We start from the raw sequence: 19,988 nt of genomic DNA, 5'->3' as shown, positions 1-19,988 counted from the left end.
AACGGCCCCCGACCCGGTCGTAATGGGTGAAACCCCCTGATCGGAGAAGACCCGTGGCTATCACCGAACAACGTCTGTCCACCATGGTGCTGGTGATCGGCACCGGCGGTGCCGGTCTGCGCGCGGCGATCGAGCTGGCCGAGGCCGGTGTCGACGTCCTCGCGGTCGGCAAGCGCCCCAAGGAGGACGCCCATACGGCACTCGCCGCCGGAGGGATCAACGCGGCGCTGGCCACCATGGACCCCGGGGACAGCTGGCAGCAGCACGCGGCGGACACGATCAAGGAGAGCTATCTGCTCGCCGACCCCCGCACCGTCGAGATGGTCACTCAGGGCGCTCCGCGCGGCATCGAGGACCTGGAGCGCTACGGCATGGCGTTCGCCCGCGAGGAGGACGGCCGTATCTCCCAGCGGTTCTTCGGTGCGCACAAGTTCCGGCGGACCGCCTTCGCCGGCGACTACACCGGCCTGGAGATCCAGCGCACCCTCGTCAGGAGGGCCGAGCAGCTCGACATCCCGGTGCTCGACGGCGTGTACATCACCCGGCTGCTGGTGCACGACGGCGCCGTGTTCGGTGCCTACGGCTTCGACCTCGCGTCGGGCAGGCGCTACCTGATCCACGCGGACGCGGTGATCCTCGCCGCGGGCGGCCACACCCGGATCTGGCGGCGCACCTCCTCGCGCCGCGACGAGAACACCGGCGACTCCTTCCGGCTGGCGGTGGAGGCGGGCGCCCGGCTGCGCGACGCCGAGCTGGTCCAGTTCCACCCCTCCGGGATCATCGAGCCGGAGAACGCGGCCGGCACCCTGGTCAGCGAGGCCGCCCGCGGCGAGGGCGGCATCCTGCGCAACGCCCTCGGGGAGCGGTTCATGGCCCGCTACGACCCCGACCGCATGGAGCTGTCCACCCGCGACCGGGTGGCCCTGGCCTCCTACACGGAGATCAAGGAGGGGCGGGGCACCCCCAAGGGCGGCGTCTGGCTGGACGTCTCCCATCTGCCCCGGCAGACGATCATGACGCGGCTCCCCCGCGTCTACCAGACGATGCTCGACCTGCAGATGCTCGACATCACCCGCGAACCGATCGAGATCGCGCCCACCGCGCACTACTCGATGGGCGGCGTGTGGGTGCGTCCCGAGGACCACAGCACCGATGTGGCGGGCCTGTACGCCATCGGGGAGGCGTCGAGCGGCCTGCACGGCGCCAACCGCCTCGGCGGGAACAGCCTCATCGAGCTGCTGGTCTTCGGCCGGATCACCGGACAGGCGGCCGCCGCCTACTCGCGGTCCCTGACCGCGCAGCGCCGCTCGGCGGCGGCGATCGCCGAGGCCCGCGCGGAGATCGACGATCTGCTCGCGGCGGACGGGCCGGAGAACGTACGCGCCCTGCAACGCGCCATCCGCAACACCATGACGGAGCACGCGGGCGTCGTACGCGACGAGGAGGGCCTGCGTGCGGGCCTCGCGGAGCTCGCCGTGATCGAGAAGCGGATGGCGGACGTCGGGGTGCACCCGGACATCGCCGGCTACCAGGACCTCGCGCACGCCTTCGATCTCAAGTCCGCCGCCCTGGCGGCGCGGGCCACCCTCGAATCGGCGCTGGAGCGCCGCGAGACCCGCGGCTGCCACAACCGCAGCGACCACCCGGACCAGGACCCCGCCCTGCGCGTGAATCTCGTGTGGTCCCCGGCGACCGGTGTCACCCGCGAGAGCATCCCGGAGGTCCCGGAGGAGATTTCCTCGCTCATGCAGGAAGTCTCGGCCGAGGGAAAGCTGGTCGAATGATCCGGCAGCGCCCCGCGAAATGATCCGGGACGACTCGGCGGAAAAACTCTAGACCGATATCTGCCGCATCTGCCGCGCGACTGTCACAAGCGGAACCGCTGCCCGGTCTCTTCTCATGTAGAGCGAATCATGCAGAGCGAATTCAATCCCGAGAGGAATCCGTCATGAAGGTCGTAGTCATCGGTGGTACCGGACTCATCGGCTCGAAGCTGGTCGGCAAGCTCGAGGAGCAAGGGCACGAGGCGGTCGCGGCGGCGCCCAACACCGGCGTGAACACCCTGACGGGTGAGGGTCTCGCCGATGTCCTCAAGGGCGCGGCGGTCGTGGTCGACGTGTCCAACTCCCCTTCGTGGGAGGACGAGGCCGTCATGACCTTCTTCCGGACCTCCACGACCAACCTCCTCGGCGCGGAGGCCGAGGCCGGTGTGACGCACCACGTCGCACTGTCCGTCGTCGGCACCGACCGCCTCCAGGAGAGCGGGTACTTCCGGGCCAAGCAGGCGCAGGAGGAGCTGATCAAGGCGTCCGGCATGCCCTACTCCATCGTGCACGCCACCCAGTTCTTCGAGTTCATCAAGGGGATCGCGGACATCTCCACCGACGGGAACACCGTGCGGCTGCCCGCCGCCAAGTTCCAACCGATGTACTCCGACGACGTGGCCGCGGCCGTCGGCCGCACCGCCGTGGGCACGCCCGTCAACGGCATCGTGGAGATCGCCGGGCCGGACGTGTTCCAACTCGACGAGCTCATCCGCCAGACCCTCGCCGACGCGAACGACCCCCGTACGGTCGTCACGGACCCGCACGCCCCGTACTCCGGCGCCGAATTGCAGGAGACGACGCTGCTGCCCGGCCCGGACGCGCAGCTCGCGCAGACCAAGCTGTCCGACTGGCTCGCGCTGCAGAAGTAGCGACAGAGGTGGGGCAAAACCGTGAGGTGGCCTCCGCCGGCAGGCAGGGGGCCACCTCGCTCACGCGTTTCTCTCCGCGTCCGTCGAAAGGGCGTTTTCCAAGGGCGCGAGGTCCCCGTATCGGGCAGCCGCGAGGAAGGCCTGAACGAGCCGCCGATGCGCGACGGCGTCCACGGGCCGCCGGGGACGGTTCGCGGCGAGCCGCTCATGGGCCCGTACGACGTGCTGCCTGGTACTCGCCACACCGATGCCCAGGACCTCGGAGATCCGGCCGTACGGATAGCCGAATCCCTCCCGCAGGACGTACGCGGCACGCTGCCTCGGTGTCAGCGTCTCCATCAGCACCAGGACCGCCCGCTCGGCGGCGTCGTGCCGCTCCGCCACCGCTTCCGGGGTGGCGTCCGGGTCCGCCAGGTCCGGGAGCCAGGGACTGGCACAGGATTCCCGGCGCTTCCAGGCGGACTGGACGAGGTTCAGGGCCAGCCGGACGGTGGTCGTCCTGAGCAGCGCCGACGGGTTGCGCACGACCGTCCGGTCCACCCGCTGCCAGCGCAGCCAGGCCTCCTGGAGCACGTCCTCCGCCTCGCTCGTGTCCCCCACGATCCGGTGAGCGATCTTGAGCAGACCTGGCCTGGCCTGCACGAACACCATCGTCGCCTCGTCGGGTACGGCCATCGCCGGGGCGGCCGCCGGGCCTGCCCCCTTCCGGCCCGGCCCGGCTTCGACCAGATGCGTGTCCACGTCCGGCTCCTCCGCTCGGTGGGTCGGCCGGATGGAAAAGGGCCTGCCTCCAACATCCCGCCGCGCGCGACGGACCGCACCTCGCGGCGCGTCGGGCCCGTCACAGGAGCCGGGCCTGCGCGGTCTCACAAGCGGGCACGTCACGAAAGCCGCGGACGAGGGAGGTCGGGTCGTGGTCGGTACGGATGACGCGGTGTCGCTGGTGGAACTGCTGGATGAGCGGCGGCATCTGCTGGATGTGGCGATGTGCGTGCTGAGCAGTGGTCGTGAGGCCGAGCAGGTGATCGACGAGGCGTACCGGCAGTGGTTCGGACTGCCGCAGGCCCAGCGGGCGCGGATCGTGGATCCCCGGTCGTGGCTGGCACGGGCGGTCGGAGGCATCTGTCTGTCCCGGCCCTCGCCGGGCGGCGAACGGGCCCGCGTGCCGCAGAGCGAGCCGCGGTACGCGGAGCCGGCGGACCGGGCGCGGCGCAGTCTGCGGGCGCGTGAGGGGCAGCCCACGTCGGTGGCGGAGCATGACGCGGTGGTTGGGGCGGTGCGTGCGGCCTGCGTGAGCGGGGACGTGGAGGTGCTCACGTCGTTGCTCGCCGGGGACGCGACGGCGGTGTTCGACGGCGGCGGAAAGGTACGGGCGCTGGTCGGGCCGGTGCACGGAGGTGCGCCGGTGGCCCGCAGTCTGCTGACGTTGCTGGCGCGGCATCCGCGGACCACGCTGGAGACACATCCGGTCAATGGGCGGACGGGCCTTGTGGTGCGCTACGAGCGTCTGGTCGCCGCGGTCGTCGTCCTCGATGTCGCGGGCCCTCAGGTCGTGCAGGTCTGGGTCACCCTCAATCCCGACAAGCTCCGCACCTGGAACCACGCCGCCGGGCTTCTCTGATCGACCTGTCACGGAACAGGGGGCTGTCCGGTCAAGGGAGCGGAGGCGTCGGGCAGAGCCATGTGGTTCGGCGTCGCCCTCGGGCAGCACCACTCGGAGGAACGGAGTCCGCAGGATCATGCATCTTGAGACGTCCCCCACGGAGGACACCCTGGACCACGCCGTTTCGGTCTTCGTGGAGCTCCGCCCGCGGCTCTTCGGCATCGCCTATCGGGTGCTGGGCAGCGCGGCCGAGGCCGAGGACGTGGTGCAGGAGGTCTGGCTGCGGTGGCAGAGGACCGACCGCTCCGTGGTGATCAGTCCCATGGCCTTTCTGTCGAGCGCCACGACGCGGCTGGCGATCAACGTCGCTCAGTCCGCCCGGGTCCGCCGCGAGACCTATGTCGGCCCCTGGCTGCCGGAGCCCGTCGACACGAGCGACGACCCCCAGCTGGGCGCGGAACGGGCGGAGGCCCTGGAACTCGCCCTGCTCCTCGTACTGGAGAAGCTGAACCCCACGGAGCGGGCCGCCTATGTCCTCAGGGAGGCGTTCGACTACGCCTACTCCGAGATCGCGGACATGCTGGGGCTCAGCGTCGTCAACGTACGCAAGATCGTGAGTCGGGCCCGTCGGCGTCTGGAGGCGGATCGGCGGGAGCCGGTGGACGAGGCGGACCATCGCCGGCTCCTCGACGCTTTCGTCTCGGCGGCGCGGGACGGAGACGTCGCCTCCCTGGAGGCCGTCCTCACCCCGGATGTCGTGAGCCTGGCCGACGGCAACGGCATCCGGGGCGTCGCCCGCGTGCCCGTGCTGGGCCGTGCGCGGGTGGCGCACCTGGTGACCGGTACGCCGCGGTTCTGGGACGGGGTGGAGGTGCGCCGCGTGGAAGCCAACGGGCGCGCCGGCGTGCTGCTCTGCCGCGAGGCAGTGCCGTCCGCGTTCCTGACCTCGGCGGCCTCGCGCGAGGGCATTCACCAGCTCCTGTGGGTGTTCGACCCGAGCAAGATCGCCGCGTTCCTCGCCTCGGGCTCCCGCCGCTCCGGCTGACCGCCGACCTGGCTCAGCTCCAGGCGGTCACCGGGACGAACGAGCTGTCCTGCCGGAACAGCTCCGTGCCGTCGGCGCGCTCCACCCGCAGTTGGTAGTCGTAGTGCCGCAGGTACCGCCCGGGGTAGTTGTACGACTCGAACCGCAGCGAGCCGCTCGATGAGCCCGTCCGGGCGATGAACGTGGCGTCCTGGGCGAACGTCGTCGTGCCGTCGTTGGTGTCGAACCGGCCGCGGTAGTCGTAGTGGCGCAGGTACCTGCCGGAGGAGTCGCGGAAGGAGTAGCCGTTCGCGTCGGCGAGTCCCGCGACGACGGTGAACCGCGAGGCCTGCTTCTCGGCGGTGGTGCTGGAAGCGCTGACCACCGGGAGGTTGAGCAGGGCGGACTGTGTCTGCCAGTAGCGGGTGGGGTAGTTGGCCGACTGGAAGGAGCGGGTGACGTTCCTCGCGAGGGCCGGGCCGCCGGAGACCGTCTCCTTGACGACGGTGAAGTGGCGGGCCGTTCCCGAGACGGCGGGCAGGGCGGCGGGGGCGGACCAGGTGGCGAAGGTGTCGCGGCTGTCGCTGTAGTAGTAGGTGCCGTCGCCGTAGCCGTCGAAGAACAGGCGCCAGGTGCCGCTGTCGAGCTGGACGAGCGCGGGGCCCTCGCGGTAGCTGCCCCAGCCCGCCCAGTCGCCGGTGCGGGAGATCGTGTAGGGGCCGGTCAGCGCGGCGGCCGTCGCGTACTCGATGTACTTCGTCGTCTCGTTCTTCGTGAAGGCGTGGTAGGTCGAGCCGGTCCTGACGATGAACGTGTCGATGTGGTTCTCGCCGATGCCGGACAGCGCGACGGGTGAACTCCAGGTAGTCAGCGCGGAGTTCGTTGCTCTCAGCAGATACGGGGTGAAGATCCACTCGTCGTCGGCGGTCGAGCAGGACACGACGACGTTCACGCTGCCGTCGCTGTCAACGAACCACTCCGGCGCCCAGGCGCGGGAGAGATTCGCGATCGGGACCGTGTAGTCGTACAGGAACGCCCAGTTGACCCGGTCGGTGCTGCGCGCGAAGCCGATGGTGGTGCTGGTGTCCTGCCAGGTGTGGGTCGTGTAGGTGAGGTAGTAGGAGCCGTTGGTGTGCTTGAGGATGCTCGCGTCGCGGATGCGGTTGCTGGGCGGCGTGTAGGCGGAGGCCTTCAGCAGGCGGAAGTCGGTGGCGTCGTCCGCCTGATAGACGTTCACGGTCCCGTCGTCGCTGTTGAGGAACGGCACGATGGTGTACCGGGTGGCCGAGCCGCTGGGCGGTGCGGCCGCGAGGGCCGTGCCGAGCAGTCCGGGGGTCTCGCCCAGGACCAGCGCCGAGGCGGGCAGCGCGGCCATCGCGCGCAGCAGGCTCCGGCGGGAGGGGGTGCGGGGGCGTCTGCTCACGGGCGGCTCTCCCTACGGCTCAAGGGACATTCCGAACCGATGCGTTCGCGATTTCGAACATAGTTCGGAAATTCGATCAGAAGGTAGGGGTGGGGTCCGGGCGCGTCAATGGTTCGCGCAGGAGCAAACGGCACCTGGGAGAAACCTGTGGTGAACCTGCGAGCCGCACCGGCGAAAACGTTCCGCCCCCGACCCGACTGACGTTACCGTTCGGTAGACAACGTCGTTCCGGAGGTGCCCCGTATGACACCCGACCGTGCCGTAGGCCTCGCCGAGTCCGCCCGTGCGCTGGCCGACGGGGAGGTGACGTCGCAGGCACTCGTCACGCAGGCACTGGCGCGCATCGAGGCGACGCAGGGGTCCCTGAACGCCTTCCGCGTGGTGCGCGCCGAGGCCGCCCTCGCCGAGGCCGAGGCCGCCGACAAGCAGCTCGCCGCCGGAGTGCGCCTGCCGCTCCTGGGCGTTCCGGTCGCGGTGAAGGACGACATGAACGTGGCGGGCGAGCCCACCGCGTTCGGGTGCGGCGGGGAGTTCCCGCCCGTCGCCGAGGACGGCGAGGCGGTACGGCGGCTGCGCGCGGCCGGTGCCGTGATCGTCGGCAAGACCAACACCTGTGAGCTGGGCCAGTGGCCGTTCACGGAGGGGCCCGCGTTCGGCGCGACCCGCAACCCCTGGCACGCGGACCACACGCCGGGCGGTTCCTCCGGCGGTTCGGCGGCCGCCGTGGCCGCCGGTCTGGTGCCCGCAGCGCTCGGCTCGGACGGTGCCGGCTCGGTGCGGATCCCCGCCTCCTGGACCCACCTCATCGGCATCAAGCCGCAGCGCGGCCGCATCTCCACCTGGCCGCGCGGCGAGTCCTTCAAGGGCATCACCGTCAACGGCACCCTCGCCCGTACGGTCGCCGACGCCGCCCTCCTGCTGGACGCGGCCGCCGGCAACCACGAGCTCGACCCGCACCGGCCACCCGCGATCGAGGCCACCGAGGCCGTCGGCCGCGACCCCGGCCGGCTGCGCATCGCGCTCTCCCTCAAGCCGCCGTTCACCGCCCTGCCCGCCCGGCTCCAGCCGGAGGTGCGGGCCAGGATCGTCGAACTCGCCGAGAAACTCAGCGGGTTGGGGCACCACGTCGAGGAGGCCGATCCGCCGTACGGGCAGATCGGGCTGACCTTCGTCCCCCGTGCCACGGCCGGTATCGCCGAGTGGGCCGACGAGGTGCCATCCCCCGCGCTGCTCGACCCGCGCACCCGCAGCGCCGCCCGGCTGGGCCGGCTCCTCGGCGGGGCCCCGCTGCGGGCGGCCCGGCGCGCGGAGGCGGTCCTGCACCGTCGTATCGGCAGGTTCTACGAGTCGTACGACGTCGTCCTCGCGCCCACGACGGCCGCTCCCCCGCCCCGCATCGGCGCGCTGCTCAGCCTCGGCGGTTTCGCCACCGACCGGGCGATGATCGCCGCCTGCCCCTACGCCTGGCCGTGGAACGTGCTGGGCTGGCCCGGCGTCAACGTCCCCGCCGGATTCGTGGGCGGGCTGCCGGTCGGCGGCCAGTTGCTCGGGCCGGCCAACAGCGAGCCGCTGCTGATCTCGCTGGCCGCGCAGTTGGAGGCGGAGCTGCGCTGGCACGAGCTGTGGCCGCCGCAGCAGGGCGAGTCCGTGCCCGCACCGGTCGCCTGAGCCGGTCCAGCCCCTACCCTGTGACCATGGACGACGCGTCGATGGTCGGGCTCATGGGGCGGGTCACGGGGACGGTCGGGCCGGGACTGGTCGGCGAGGTGATCGTGCGCGTGCGCGGCGGGGCCGAGCACTTCCTCGCCCATCCACGGTCTACGTCCGGGCGGCGTACGACAGTGAGCACGCTCCGTCGCAGTTGAGAGCCCTGTGCGCCTAGTTGCGGCAAGATCCGCCAAGCGCTGTAGAAACAGTTGCAGGGATCCGCTTCAGCAAGCCCGGAACCTCTGGGGCAGCCGCAGTCACAGGCGTGCCGGGGAGCTACCAGCAACGCGAGACCTTCCCACACGTGCCCGAGGGGTCAACCGCGCCCGGCCGGTTACCGACAGGGCGCTGCGGCCGCACTCAAGCAGCGTCGAACCGGCCTTTACCGGCTCACGAGTCCTACCGGCCGCCCCGCACCAGAGCAAACGCCAGGATGGAGCAACTGACCGTTCTCACGGCGGCGGAGAACGTCTCGGCTGCGCCCCAGGGCACTACCGCCCCGCAAGGCCAACGAGCGGTGACGCGGGGCCGGTTGGGTGCGCCCTCAGTGAGGGCCGCTGATGCCCGCCCTGCCGGCTCTGCCCCCGAGGCGCGTGTCCAGGTGTGCGGCCACCGCCTACTCCCGGCAGGCCCTTGAATCTTGGACAGGCGCGGCACATGGGCCGAGAGTTATCGTGAGTGAAAGCAGATAATCCCGACGCCGAGAGCGGATACGCGCTGCCAGACGCCCGCCGTGACTGCCTCGCGCCCTCCCCACCACCGCGATGGTCGTGGGTTCATGGACGGCTGAGGGAGAAGCGCGGACGGAACCGAGCGTGACACCGCGGCTACCGTTGAGGTTTTCCTGAGAGCGTCTACCCAGGGTACGCGGATCGAGCTTCGCGGAACGGGCCGAACAGGCCGGCGGACGGCCAAGCTCCGGTTCGACGGGCAGTCCATCGCGAACAACCGCGTCCCGCAGGGCCTGCGCCCAGGATCCCGGTAGCGGCGGAGCGGCAGGACGAACTAATCGGAGACGGAGCCATCGGAGCGCAGTCATGGCAGCACCAGTCCTGAAAGACCACCAGATCCCGTGGATATCGACCATCCCTGCGAACAAGGACAAGCCCGCCACGCTGTTCGTGCGCGAGCGCAACGGCACCAAGCCGAACAAGCCGCGCCAGCCCGTCCTGATGCTGCATGGACGAAGTGTGCCGGCGCTGGCGGGCTTCGACCTACGGTACGGCAAATACAGCTGGGCGGAATTCCTGGCCGAGGCGGGTTACGACGTGTTCGTCATGGACCTCCAGGGGTCCGGCCGGTCCACGCGCCCCGAAATGTACGACCCGCGCAACGTGAACCCTGCTCAGAGGCCCCTTCTGGAAGTCCATCCAGGAGGCGTCTCGGATCCTGTGCAGTACCCCTACCAGTTGGACAACTCCCGGAGCAACTGGGAGGAGGTCCACAAGGTCGTCACCTACATCCAGGACCTCACGGGCGCGTCCAAAGTCGACCTCATCGGCTGGTCGGCCGCCGCACAGCAGCTCGGCCCGTATGCCATCCAGCACAAGGAGAACGTCAAGAGCCTGCTCCTGCTCGCCCCGATCTTCCCTCCCAACGGCAGGCAGAGCAAGGCTGGGACGCGCTGGGACCCTCCGGTGCCGCTGCCGCAGAGCGAACCAGCGTCCGTGTTCGGCTTTCCCATGACCCTCACCACCAAGGCGGGTTTCACCGCGGCGTGGGACAGGGACGTGAAGTGCCACAAGCAGCGGGAGGAGGGGATGGTCGATGTGGTGTGGAACGCGATTATGGAGAATGACACCGTCGGCGCCACGTGGGGTCCCGACGTGGCGGGAAAGCCCTCGGGCGTCATGCGGGTGAAGAACCAGTACTGGTGGGGCTGGAACTCCACCACTGTGCCACTGGACGGCATCCTCGGCGCCGACGTCCCGGTGCTCATCATCTACGGAGACCTCGACTCCTCGGTCAACACGCCAGCCAACCTCGGGCTGCTGCATTTCTCGGTGCCGGCGCTCTACGACGCCATCCCCGGCGCGCACAAGCTGATGTTCCGCATCGCCTGCGCAGGCCACCAAATCCCCTGGGAGCGCCCGTCCAAGGATGTGCACAGGATGTCCCGGCAGTGGCTCAAGGACGCCACCGTGGAGGACCTTGCGAAAGGCAGCTACTTCCTGGACGAGGATGGGGTCCTCACACCGATGGACTGACAGCCCCGCACCCTTCCGGGTGGGGCCGGACCGGGGCTGCCGGGAAGCTCCCCGGGGCCCGCTACCGGTCGGACCGTAGGGGATACGGCGACTCTTCGATACCCGGACCAGTTCGTGCCGTACGCCACCCGACCACGTATGCCGGCACACCACCAGCGATTGACGGGACGGCAGCACCCGCTCAGCTACGGGTACGTGTTCCGGACCCGAAAGGCGGGTCGAGGAAAGGTCAGATCAACACACGGCAAGTCTGGCGAGACGCGCCGCATCGCAGGGAGCGAAGGTGAATCGCATGCCTTTTGAGGTCACGCCGAACGTGCACGCGCAGCGGGATGGAAGTGGCCGGCTTCGCCATCTGGAGCATGTACAGGAGCCATACAGTGCGAGCACTGCCGTCGTGCTCGGTCCCGGTGTAGCGGCGAACGAGTATCTGCGTGAGGTGGCACCTTTGTACGAGGTCCCCTCTGAGTGGATCGCCGGCCTGGGCACGAATGACGGACAGGTTGGTGGGCCTGGTGAGGTGAGGCTGAGACTGGCGCATGAGTCGTCCGTCATGGAGACGTCGGTCGTCTCCTATCAGCAGTCGTACGAGGGGCTGCCCATCTGGGAGGCGGGCCTTTCGATCACCGCTCACGACTCACCGGCCAGGATCACCAGCTCCACGAGCTCACTTCACTACGACATCAAGATCGGCAGGCCGCAGCCCCCGGCAGGCACTCCAGAGGGGTCCGGCAAGGATTTGGGCGTGGACGAGCTGCTGGCGGCCCTGGGAATCAGTCAACAACCGAGTGGTCCCGACGGCGTGGGGAGCGACCGGAACATCAGGATCAACGGTCAGCGGGAACTCGTCTTCCAGTACGACCCGGCGCAACGCATCCACCCTGAAGTGTCCGAGGAAGCCCGTCGCGGACCACTGCAGGAAGCGCCGCCCACGCTGCCCCTGCCGCCTGTGCCGGAGCAGATCCGGGCAGATGAGCACTACGTTGTCACGGAGTACCTCTTCACGTATCCGATGCCGGAACTCGGTGAGGTGCATTGGCGGGCGTTCGTGGAGCCATCAACCCGGTCGGTGCTCTACCTGCGGGCGTTCGTGTCCTGTGCGACGGCCAACGTGTACACCACGGACCCCATCACCAGGACCGGTAACGCGGCCCTCACTGCGACCGCCAACCCAGGCACCATCACAACCACCAACCCCGGTGAACTCAATTACTGGCGTATCCCTGTCACCCTGCCCCAGCTACCGCCGGCGAGCCCGCAGGGCCTTGTCGGATCGCGTGTTTCGGTCGTCGACTTCCAGACGCCCACCGCGGCGCCGCCGACCTCACCGGCACCCGGCTCGTTCGACTATTCCGTGCCCAGCGACGATTTCGCTGCGGCCTGCGCCTACAACAACATCGAGTCGCTCTTCCAGTTGATGGAGGGAATGGGCTTCAACCTGGCCACCTATCTCGACGGCACGACGTTTCCCGTAGAGATCGACCATCGCAGCGAGACCGAAGTCAATGCACACGCGTTCGGCAACGCCGCGGGCACCGGCATGGGGCGTTACACGTGCGGCCTGGTGCAATCCGGGTCGACGGTGAGCATGTCTTGTGACGCCAGAGTCATGGTCCACGAGTTCGTCCACGGGCTGCTCTATGACACGGTCCACTCGGCGAACCTCGGCTTTGTCCACAATGGTGGCGACTCGCTGGCTGCGCTTCTGCACGCCCCCGACTCGCTGGCGCCGGACCGCTTCCTCACCTTCCCATGGGTACCGCTGGTCTCTCGTCGCCAAGACCGGCAGGTGAGTGAGGGCTGGGCCTGGGGCGGAAGCAACGATGACAGGGGCTACCAGAGCGAGGAGATCCTGTCGACAACTATGTTCCGCATCTATCGGTCGACAGGCGGCGACTCGTGGTATCCAGACGTACGCCGGTTCGCCGCCCGCTACCTGGCATACCTGCAGCTTCGGGCCATCGGCTCGCTTGCGACCAGCCCCATCACACCCACACCCGATGCCGGGGTCTTCGCCACCGCACTGATGAACGCCGACCATGGCACCGCCATGTTCGAGGGCCACCCGGGCGGCGCGTTCCACAAAGTCGTTCGGTGGAGTTTCGAGAAGCAAGGTTTCTATCAGCCGCCCTCGGCACCTCCCCCGGTGACGGCTCCCGGTGCGCCCCCGGCGGTCGACGTCTACATTGACGACGGACGAGCCGGCGAGTACGCACCGTACCTTGAGAACTTCTGGGAGACGACCGACATCTGGAACCGTCTCACGGCCGATGGCGGTACAACCCACCAAACACCGATCCTCAACGTTCCCAACTATGTCTACTGCCGGGTCAAGAACCGGGGGACGCAGCAGGCGCAGAATGTGGTCGTCAAGGGCTATCACTCCCGCCCCACCGCCGGGTTGGTATGGCCGAGTGACTGGCAATCCATGACGACCGCATCCGTTTCGGTCCCCGGGGGCCTGGCCTCCGGTGGCAGTGCTGTGGTCGGGCCCTTCACATGGACCCCTGCCGTGGAAGGGCACGAATGCCTGCTCATGACCGTCTCGGCCGATGGCGACCTCCCCAACACCGAGACCGTGAACGGCCCGATTCCACCTGCACGTCTGGTGCCGTTCGACAACAACGTCGCACAGCGAAATGTCGCACCCGTCCCCGGCGGCGGTGGAGTCGACGGCCTCGTCGGGGCCTTCGCAGGACGGCGATTCTGGGTCAACAACCCTTACGATCGGACAGTTTCGGTAAAGCTGGAAGCGACTCTGCCGGAGCCCCTGGCACGCCGGAACTGGCGCATGAAGTTCGCCAACCCCGGCGGCCATGCGTTCGAGCTCGGCCCACTGGCAAGCCGGGAAGTCCGACCACGCCTGATCCCGGGCGGCGGCTTCCGCCCGAACGAAGTTGCAGGCACGACCATCAGCATCCGCAGCCTCGTCGACGGCATGGTATCGGGCGGCATGAGCTACGCCATCGATGCGGAGCTCGATGAGCCGCCCCGAGAACAGCCCGGCAGCTCAACCGAGCGGAATCGATCTCCCGAGGCAGCCGCTCGACTGCTTGAGTGCCTCGACCTGCCGGGCAATGACATCCAAGGAGTACGCATCCGGCGGGTCACCGTCGACATCGACCTGGGCCCGGAGCAATGAGCAGGCAGCGACATACGGGGCCCTCGCCAGACTTGACGAGGCCCCCGAGCCCCCAATTCCCTGCCGAGCGGGCCGGTCCAGAGGGTGTCGACGGACGAGAAGTGAACCTGGACGGGTAATCGGCGACCCTTCACGCCCGACTCACGGGGGCAGCCCCTAGGGTGTGCCCCCGTGAGCACGTACACCGACGAGAACGTCCCGGGCCGCTTCGGCCCCACCGCCACCACCGAGGCCGACCCGCGCGCGGTCGGCAGGGTGCGCACCGAGTACTCCCCCGCGCACGACGGCGACCCCGACCCCGGCGAGATCGTCTGGACCTGGGTCCCCTTCGAGGAGAACGACGGGCGGGGCAAGGACCGCCCGGTGCTGGTCGTCGCCCGGGAGGCCGGCGGCACCTTCCTGGCCGTGCAGCTCTCCAGCAAGCGGCACGACGGGGACCGCGAGTGGGTCGCCATCGGCAGCGGCCCGTGGGACCGGTCGGGGCGCGACTCGTGGGTGGATGTGGACCGCATCCTGCGGCTGCACGAGCAGGGCATGCGCCGCGAGGCGTGCGCGCTGGACCGCGGCCGGTTCAACCTGGTCAGGCACCGGCTGCACGAGCGCTACGGCTGGACCTGACGCTCGGGGAACGCCCGTACGAACGCGGCCCGCGCCGGGCTGCCCGGAGTGCGGTCGAGGATGCCGAACGCCACGTGCTCGAAGGCCCCGGCGAACCGGCCGCCGGGCCCGAGCAGCCCCCGGAAGGCGCCCGCGACCTGCGCCGGGTCGTTCTGGAACACCCCGCAGCCCCAGGCGCCCAGCACCAGCCGCCGGTACCCGTGCGCGGCGGCCGTCTCCAGCACCCGCTCGGCGCGGATGGCGAGCGCGGCGGGCAGCTCGGGCGTGCGGTCGGGGGCCGTACGCCGGACGACGCCCGCGTTCGGGGCGGCGGCGGTCAGGAATCCGGCGGTGTACGGCTCGTCGAGCAGGTCACCTCGGTCGTTCCGGAAGACGGGCACGCCGGGTGAGTGGATGACCCGGTCCGTGTAGAACGGGTCGCGGTGGGCGCGGTGGTGGTCGTAGAACTCACGGGCCCTGATCAGGCAGGTGTACAGCGCGGAGGCGCGGCACAGGGCCTCTTCCTGGGCCTGGGCGCCGTTGAGGTAGCCGCCGCCCGGGTTCCGGGCCGAGGCGAAGTTCAGTACGGCCGTCCCGCCGCCGAGCCGGCGGGCGGCCTCCAGGCTGCTCTCCCCCGTGACCTCGAAGAAGGTCCGCGCCCCGGACATGGGCGGCACCGGTACGGCCTCGGGCCCGTGCATCCGGGTGCCCTCCCGTGCCGCCTCGATCGCGCCGGCGAGGGACACCTCTCGGCCGTCGGGCGCGCGGTACGCCCCCGCGGCCACGATCTCCTCCGTCTGCTGCGCGATACCGCGCAGGCGTGCGCTCATGGCGCCACCCCCGTGTGCGCCATGAACGCCCGCCCCCTCGCGGTCCGCGCCATGATCGTGCGCCCGCTCCGGACGCCCGCGATCTCCCCCGCCGTGCTCACGCAGGCATCGTGAGCGATGCTGGTCATGCGGTGCAACAGAATTCCGGGCCCCACAGCCCACCGAGAACGACCGGGAAAGCCCCTGCTAACACTCGGGGAGCGGATATTACCGACCCGGAACGTGCCGGTACGCACCCTTGTGCGAACCACGGCGAGGGTCTTGGGTGGGACGAGTGTGCCGAGCCGGTCCACAAGATCCGGGCCGGTGGCACCCTGGACTCTCAGGAGGATCCCGACATGTCCGATTCGGTGAGTGGCTGTCCGGAGCAACCACGCTCCGCAGTCACCGAGGCAGAGGTGGAGGCCCTGGTCCGGGGCATCTGCTTCAAGACCGGACCGCCCCGCACCCTCGGGGTCGAAGTGGAATGGCTCGTCCATGAGCTGCGCGACCCGCGGCTCCCCGTGACACCCGAACGACTCGAAGCGGCCTACGCCGCACTGCGGACCGAGCACCTGAGGTCGGCGCTCACCGTCGAACCCGGCGGCCAGCTGGAGCTGAGTTCACCTCCCGCCACCTCGCTGATGGAGTGCATCGGTACCGTTTCCGCCGACCTCGACGTCGCCCGCGCGGTCCTGCGCGAGCACGATCTCGAACTCGTCGGCCTGGGCAACGATCCCTGGCACCCGCCCCGCCGTTTCCTGCGTCAGCCGCGTTACGACGCGATGGAGGCGTACCTCGACCGCGCGGGCCCGGCCGGCCGCGCCATGATGTGCACCTCGGCGTCCGTGCAGGTGTGCCTGGACGCCGGATACGAGGAACCCGGCCCGCTCGGGCACGGACGGCGCTGGTGGCTCGCCCACCATCTCGGCGCCGTCCTCGTGGCCGCCTTCGCCAACTCCCCGCTGGCCGGGCGCGAGCCCACCGGCTGGCTGTCCACCCGGCAGCTGCTGTGGATGGAGATAGGCGCGGGCCGCGCGGGCGCTCCGCCGCTGGACGGCGATCCACGGGCCGCGTGGGCGCGGCACGTGGTGGACGCGCCGGTGATGTGCGTGCGGCGGCGGGACGACGGTCCGTGGCACGTCCCGGACGGGCTGTCGTTCCGGGAGTGGACCAGATCGGGCGCACCCAGGCCGCCCACCCAGGAGGACCTGGACTACCACCTCACGACGCTGTTCCCGCCGGTCAGGCCGCGTGGCCATCTGGAACTGCGCATGATCGACGCCCAGCCCGGCGAGGACGGCTGGATCGTGCCGCTCGCCGTGGCGACCGCGCTCTTCGACGACCCGGAGGCGGCCGAGACCGCGTACCGCGCCGTGAAGCCGCTGGCCGAGCGTGCGGGGTCGCTGCCCGCGCCGCACAATCCGCTGTGGGTCGACGCGGCCCGCTCGGGCCTCGCCGACCCCGAGCTGCGGGAGGTGGCGGACATCTGTTTCGCGGCGGCGCTGGAGGCGCTGCCCCGGCTGGGCGCCACGACCGAGGTCACGGACGCCGTGGCGGCGTACCGGGACCGCTTCGTCGTGCGGGGCCGCTGCCCCGCCGACGACCTGCTGGACGAGCTCTACGGCACGGACCGCACCCTGCATGGGAAGGACATCCGCACATGACCGACCCCGCTTTCGACGCCGACACTCTCCGCGAGCGGGCGCTGACCACCCTGACCACCGCCCGTGCCCGGACGACTCTTCTGACCAGCTGTGTCGAGGACCCCGACCTGACCGCCCAGCACTCGCCGCTGATGTCCCCGCTGGTGTGGGACCTCGCGCACATCAGCAACCAGGAGGAGCAGTGGCTGCTGCGGACGGTCGGCGGACGGGAGGCGATGCGGCCCGAGATCGACGGCATCTACGACGCCTTCGAGCACCCGCGTGCCGCACGGCCCTCGCTGCCGCTGCTGCCGCCGACCGAGGCCCGGCACTACGCGTCGGAGGTGCGCGGCCGGGCGCTGGACATCCTGGAGGGCACCGCGTTCCACGGGACGCGGCTGACCGAGGCGGGCTTCGCCTTCGGGATGATCGCGCAGCACGAGCAGCAGCACGACGAGACCATGCTGATCACCCATCAGCTCCGCAAGGGCCCGCAGGCCCTGACCGCCCCGGACCCGGACCCGGCGCCGCTGTTCACGGGGCCGTCCGAAGTCCTGGTCCCAGGCGGCCCGTTCACCATGGGCACCTCGACGGAGCCGTGGGCGCTGGACAACGAACGCCCGGCGCACCGGCGCGAGGTGCCGGCGTTCTACCTGGACACCACGCCGGTGACGAACGCCGCGTACCAGGCGTTCATCGCGGACGGCGGCTATGACACCGAGCGCTGGTGGACGCCGGAGGGCTGGGCGCACATCCGGAAGCACTCCATCCACGCGCCGCTGTTCTGGCACCGGGACGGCAAGCAGTGGCTGCGGCGGCGCTTCGGCGTCACCGAGGTCGTCCCGCCGGACGAGCCGGTGCTGCACGTGTGCTGGTACGAGGCCGACGCCTACGCCCGCTGGGCCGGGCGCCGGCTGCCCACCGAGGCCGAGTGGGAGAAGGCCGCCCGGCACGACCCGGCCGGGGACCGCTCGATGCGCTACCCGTGGGGCGACGCCGATCCCGCGCCGGAGCACGCCAACCTCGGTCAGCGGCATCTGCGCCCGGCGCCCGCCGGCAGCTATCCGGAGGGCGAGTCGCCGCTCGGCATACGCCAGTTGATCGGCGACGTGTGGGAGTGGACGGCGAGCGACCTGGCGCCGTACCCGGGCTTCCAGGCGTTCCCGTACAAGGAGTACTCGGAGGTTTTCTTCGGGCCGGAGTACAAGGTGCTGCGCGGCGGTTCGTTCGCCGTGGACGCGGTGGCCTGCCGGGGCACCTTCCGCAACTGGGACTACCCGATACGGCGGCAGATCTTCTCCGGTTTCCGCACGGCCCGCTCCGCCGGAGCGGCCTGATGTGCCGTCACCTGGCCTACCTGGGCCCCGAGGAGCCGCTCGGCCGGCTCCTCGTGGCGCCCGGGCACGGGCTCTACCGCCAGTCGTGGGCGCCTCGCCACCAGCGGCACGGGACCGTCAACGCCGACGGTTTCGGGGTGGGTTGGTACGCCGAGGGGGACCCTGTGCCGGCACGCTACCGCCGGGCCGGGCCCATCTGGGCCGATCCGTCCTTCGCCGATCTCGCGCGGGTCGTACGCAGCGGCGCGCTGCTCGCCGCCGTGCGGGACGCGACGGTGCCGGGCGCCGACCAGGAGGCCGCCGCGGCGCCGTTCGCGACCGGCCCCTGGCTGTTCAGCCACAACGGCGCCGTGAAGGGCTGGCCGGGCTCGCTCGCGCCGCTCGTCCCGACCGTGCCCGCGGTGGATGTGCTCTCGCTGGAGGCCCGCAACGACTCGGCGTTCGTCTGGGCGCTGGTCCTCGCGCGGCTGCGCGGCGGCGACGAGCTGGGGCAGGCGCTGGCCGACACGGTCCTGGAGGTCGCCGAGGCGGCCCCCGGCTCCCGGCTCAACCTGCTGCTCACCAACGGCGAGACCATCGCCGCGACAGCCTGGGGCGACACCCTCTGGTATCTGGCCCGGCCGGGCGGCGGGACCGTCGTGGCCTCCGAGCCCTACGACGACGATCCGCACTGGCAGGAGGTCCCCGACCACACCCTGCTGGCGGCGAGCCGCACCGACGTTCTGCTCACCCCGCTCAAGGAACCCAGCGCCCCCCTGGCCCCCGCACCACGCAAGGAGCCCAGCACGTGAGTCCGTTCCTCATGACCCGCACCCTGCCCGAGGACGCCACCGACGCCGCACTGCGCGCCGACGTCCTCAAGGGCCTGACGAGCACGCCCAAGACGCTGCCGCCGAAGTGGTTCTACGACGCGCAGGGCAGCGAGCTCTTCGAGAAGATCACCGAGCTGCCCGAGTATTACCCGACGCGCGCCGAGCGCGAGATCCTCGTCGACCGGGCCGGCGAGATCGCCGCCGCCACCGGCGCCCGCACCCTCGTGGAACTCGGCTCCGGCTCCTCGGACAAGACGCGGCATCTGCTCGACGCGCTGACCGGGCTGCACACCTACGTCCCGGTCGACGTCAGCGAGAGCGCGCTCAGCCAGGCCGGGCAGGCGCTCGTCGAGGAGCGGCCCGGGCTGAACGTGCATGCCCTGATCGCCGACTTCACGGCGGGGCTCGACCTGCCGGAAACGCCCGGACCCCGGCTGGTGGCGTTCCTCGGCGGCACGATCGGCAATCTGCTGCCCGCGGAGCGGGCCGCGTTCCTGGCCTCGGTGCGGGCCCTGCTGTCCCCCGGGGACGCGCTGCTGCTCGGCACCGACCTGGTCAAGGACGAGGAGGTCCTGGTGGCCGCCTACGACGACGCGGCCGGGGTGACGGCGGCGTTCAACAAGAACGTGCTGGCGGTGATCGACCGGGAGCTGGACGCCGATTTCGACCCGGCCGCCTTCGACCATGTCGCCGTGTGGAACGCGGACGACGAGTGGATCGAGATGCGCCTGCGCGCCCGTACGGCGCAGACGGTGAAGGTGCCCGCGCTGGACCTCGCCGTCGAGTTCGCGGCGGGCGAGGAGATGCGCACCGAGGTGTCGGCGAAGTTCCGGAGGGAGGGTGTACGCGCGGAACTGTCGGCGGCCGGGCTGGAGCTGGCGCACTGGTGGACGGACGGTCAGGGCCGCTTCGCGCTGTCACTGAGCGTGGCGCGCTGACCGACGGCTCGCGCGATGCCCCGCCTTGGGGCACGGTGGAGTGACGCG

16 protein-coding genes are annotated in these 19,988 nt (G+C 70.4%); 13 read left to right on the top strand and 3 right to left on the bottom strand.

The window, feature by feature from the left end; all coding sequences use genetic code 11:
• Positions 1-83 precede the first annotated feature (83 nt).
• Complete coding sequence (locus tag ACIRD7_RS06380) at positions 84-1,784, top strand: L-aspartate oxidase (RefSeq protein ID WP_403451698.1); 1,701 nt, start codon at positions 84-86, stop codon at positions 1,782-1,784.
• Between the two features lie 164 nt (positions 1,785-1,948).
• A complete protein-coding gene (locus ACIRD7_RS06375) occupies positions 1,949-2,695 on the top strand; it encodes an SDR family oxidoreductase (RefSeq protein ID WP_403450453.1) in 747 nt (248 codons plus the stop codon).
• Between the two features lie 60 nt (positions 2,696-2,755).
• On the opposite strand, the gene ACIRD7_RS06370 is transcribed toward ACIRD7_RS06375, so the two are convergent.
• Positions 2,756-3,436, bottom strand: a complete 681-nt coding sequence (locus ACIRD7_RS06370; protein ID WP_403450450.1) for a sigma-70 family RNA polymerase sigma factor — start codon at positions 3,434-3,436, stop codon at positions 2,756-2,758.
• 172 nt (positions 3,437-3,608) lie between these two features.
• On the opposite strand from ACIRD7_RS06370, the gene ACIRD7_RS06365 reads away from it, so the two are divergent.
• Both ACIRD7_RS06365 and ACIRD7_RS06360 read left to right on the top strand, forming a co-directional pair.
• On the top strand, positions 3,609-4,316 hold the full coding sequence (locus ACIRD7_RS06365; protein WP_403450447.1) for an RNA polymerase subunit sigma: 708 nt from the start codon (positions 3,609-3,611) through the stop codon (positions 4,314-4,316).
• 118 nt (positions 4,317-4,434) lie between these two features.
• Positions 4,435-5,343, top strand: a complete 909-nt coding sequence (locus tag ACIRD7_RS06360) for a sigma-70 family RNA polymerase sigma factor (RefSeq protein WP_403450444.1) — start codon at positions 4,435-4,437, stop codon at positions 5,341-5,343.
• A 13-nt stretch (positions 5,344-5,356) separates the two neighbouring features.
• Here the strand turns inward: ACIRD7_RS06360 and ACIRD7_RS06355 are convergent, their stop codons facing one another.
• Complete coding sequence (locus ACIRD7_RS06355) at positions 5,357-6,745, bottom strand: glycoside hydrolase family 43 protein (RefSeq protein ID WP_403450441.1); 1,389 nt, start codon at positions 6,743-6,745, stop codon at positions 5,357-5,359.
• Positions 6,746-6,988: 243 nt separating this feature from the next.
• Between ACIRD7_RS06355 and ACIRD7_RS06350 the strand changes: the two genes are divergently transcribed.
• The 5 genes from ACIRD7_RS06350 to ACIRD7_RS06330 all read left to right on the top strand — a co-directional run bounded on the left by ACIRD7_RS06350 (position 6,989) and on the right by ACIRD7_RS06330 (position 14,419).
• Positions 6,989-8,413 (top strand): amidase, encoded by a 1,425-nt coding sequence (locus tag ACIRD7_RS06350; protein WP_403450439.1) that lies wholly within the window; start codon positions 6,989-6,991, stop codon positions 8,411-8,413.
• Positions 8,414-8,439: 26 nt separating this feature from the next.
• Positions 8,440-8,610, top strand: coding sequence for a hypothetical protein (locus ACIRD7_RS06345; RefSeq protein WP_403450436.1), 171 nt, complete (start codon positions 8,440-8,442; stop codon positions 8,608-8,610).
• An 879-nt stretch (positions 8,611-9,489) separates the two neighbouring features.
• A complete protein-coding gene (locus tag ACIRD7_RS06340) occupies positions 9,490-10,659 on the top strand; it encodes an alpha/beta fold hydrolase (protein ID WP_403450433.1) in 1,170 nt (389 codons plus the stop codon).
• 292 nt (positions 10,660-10,951) lie between these two features.
• Positions 10,952-13,801 (top strand): hypothetical protein, encoded by a 2,850-nt coding sequence (locus ACIRD7_RS06335; protein WP_403450430.1) that lies wholly within the window; start codon positions 10,952-10,954, stop codon positions 13,799-13,801.
• 171 nt (positions 13,802-13,972) lie between these two features.
• Positions 13,973-14,419, top strand: coding sequence for a type II toxin-antitoxin system PemK/MazF family toxin (locus ACIRD7_RS06330; protein WP_403450427.1), 447 nt, complete (start codon positions 13,973-13,975; stop codon positions 14,417-14,419).
• On the opposite strand, the gene ACIRD7_RS06325 is transcribed toward ACIRD7_RS06330, so the two are convergent.
• Positions 14,404-15,228: a TIGR02452 family protein gene (locus tag ACIRD7_RS06325; RefSeq protein ID WP_403450425.1), complete on the bottom strand. Its 825-nt coding sequence runs from the start codon at positions 15,226-15,228 to the stop codon at positions 14,404-14,406. The genes ACIRD7_RS06330 and ACIRD7_RS06325 overlap by 16 nt on opposite strands.
• 338 nt (positions 15,229-15,566) lie before the next feature.
• Between ACIRD7_RS06325 and egtA the strand changes: the two genes are divergently transcribed.
• From egtA to egtD, 4 genes are read left to right on the top strand one after another with little or no spacing between them, the layout of a single operon-like run.
• On the top strand, positions 15,567-16,874 hold the full coding sequence (gene egtA / locus ACIRD7_RS06320) for an ergothioneine biosynthesis glutamate--cysteine ligase EgtA (RefSeq protein ID WP_403450422.1): 1,308 nt from the start codon (positions 15,567-15,569) through the stop codon (positions 16,872-16,874).
• Positions 16,871-18,190: an ergothioneine biosynthesis protein EgtB gene (gene egtB, locus ACIRD7_RS06315; RefSeq protein ID WP_403450420.1), complete on the top strand. Its 1,320-nt coding sequence runs from the start codon at positions 16,871-16,873 to the stop codon at positions 18,188-18,190. Before egtA ends, egtB begins: the two co-directional genes overlap by 4 nt.
• Positions 18,190-18,981 carry an ergothioneine biosynthesis protein EgtC gene (gene egtC / locus ACIRD7_RS06310; RefSeq protein ID WP_403450417.1) on the top strand — a complete coding sequence of 264 codons (792 nt, stop codon included), beginning with the start codon at positions 18,190-18,192 and terminating at the stop codon, positions 18,979-18,981. The genes egtB and egtC overlap by 1 nt, the downstream gene beginning before the upstream one ends.
• Positions 18,978-19,940: an L-histidine N(alpha)-methyltransferase gene (gene egtD, locus ACIRD7_RS06305; RefSeq protein ID WP_403450414.1), complete on the top strand. Its 963-nt coding sequence runs from the start codon at positions 18,978-18,980 to the stop codon at positions 19,938-19,940. The genes egtC and egtD overlap by 4 nt, the downstream gene beginning before the upstream one ends.
• Positions 19,941-19,988 lie beyond the last annotated feature (48 nt).

Origin of the sequence: Streptomyces sp. NPDC093568, assembly GCF_044764945.1 — a bacterium.
In the GTDB taxonomy this organism is placed as follows: Bacteria; Actinomycetota; Actinomycetes; order Streptomycetales; family Streptomycetaceae; genus Streptomyces.
The sequence above is the reverse complement of the archived record's forward strand: the minus strand, read 5'-3'. Positions and strand labels throughout refer to the sequence as shown.

Excerpts from the sequence above, each read along its gene's own strand:
- ACIRD7_RS06325 (WP_403450425.1), bottom strand. The coding sequence starts at position 15,228 with ATGAGCGCACGCCTGCGCGGTATCGCGCAGCAGACGGAGGAGATCGTG.
- ACIRD7_RS06375 (WP_403450453.1), top strand. The coding sequence starts at position 1,949 with ATGAAGGTCGTAGTCATCGGTGGTACCGGACTCATCGGCTCGAAGCTG.
- ACIRD7_RS06350 (WP_403450439.1), top strand. The coding sequence starts at position 6,989 with ATGACACCCGACCGTGCCGTAGGCCTCGCCGAGTCCGCCCGTGCGCTG.
- egtB (WP_403450420.1), top strand. The coding sequence starts at position 16,871 with ATGACCGACCCCGCTTTCGACGCCGACACTCTCCGCGAGCGGGCGCTG.
- ACIRD7_RS06340 (WP_403450433.1), top strand. The coding sequence starts at position 9,490 with ATGGCAGCACCAGTCCTGAAAGACCACCAGATCCCGTGGATATCGACC.
- egtA (WP_403450422.1), top strand. The coding sequence starts at position 15,567 with ATGTCCGATTCGGTGAGTGGCTGTCCGGAGCAACCACGCTCCGCAGTC.
- ACIRD7_RS06345 (WP_403450436.1), top strand. The coding sequence starts at position 8,440 with ATGGACGACGCGTCGATGGTCGGGCTCATGGGGCGGGTCACGGGGACG.
- ACIRD7_RS06360 (WP_403450444.1), top strand. The coding sequence starts at position 4,435 with ATGCATCTTGAGACGTCCCCCACGGAGGACACCCTGGACCACGCCGTT.
- ACIRD7_RS06380 (WP_403451698.1), top strand. The coding sequence starts at position 84 with ATGGTGCTGGTGATCGGCACCGGCGGTGCCGGTCTGCGCGCGGCGATC.
- ACIRD7_RS06335 (WP_403450430.1), top strand. The coding sequence starts at position 10,952 with ATGCCTTTTGAGGTCACGCCGAACGTGCACGCGCAGCGGGATGGAAGT.
- egtC (WP_403450417.1), top strand. The coding sequence starts at position 18,190 with ATGTGCCGTCACCTGGCCTACCTGGGCCCCGAGGAGCCGCTCGGCCGG.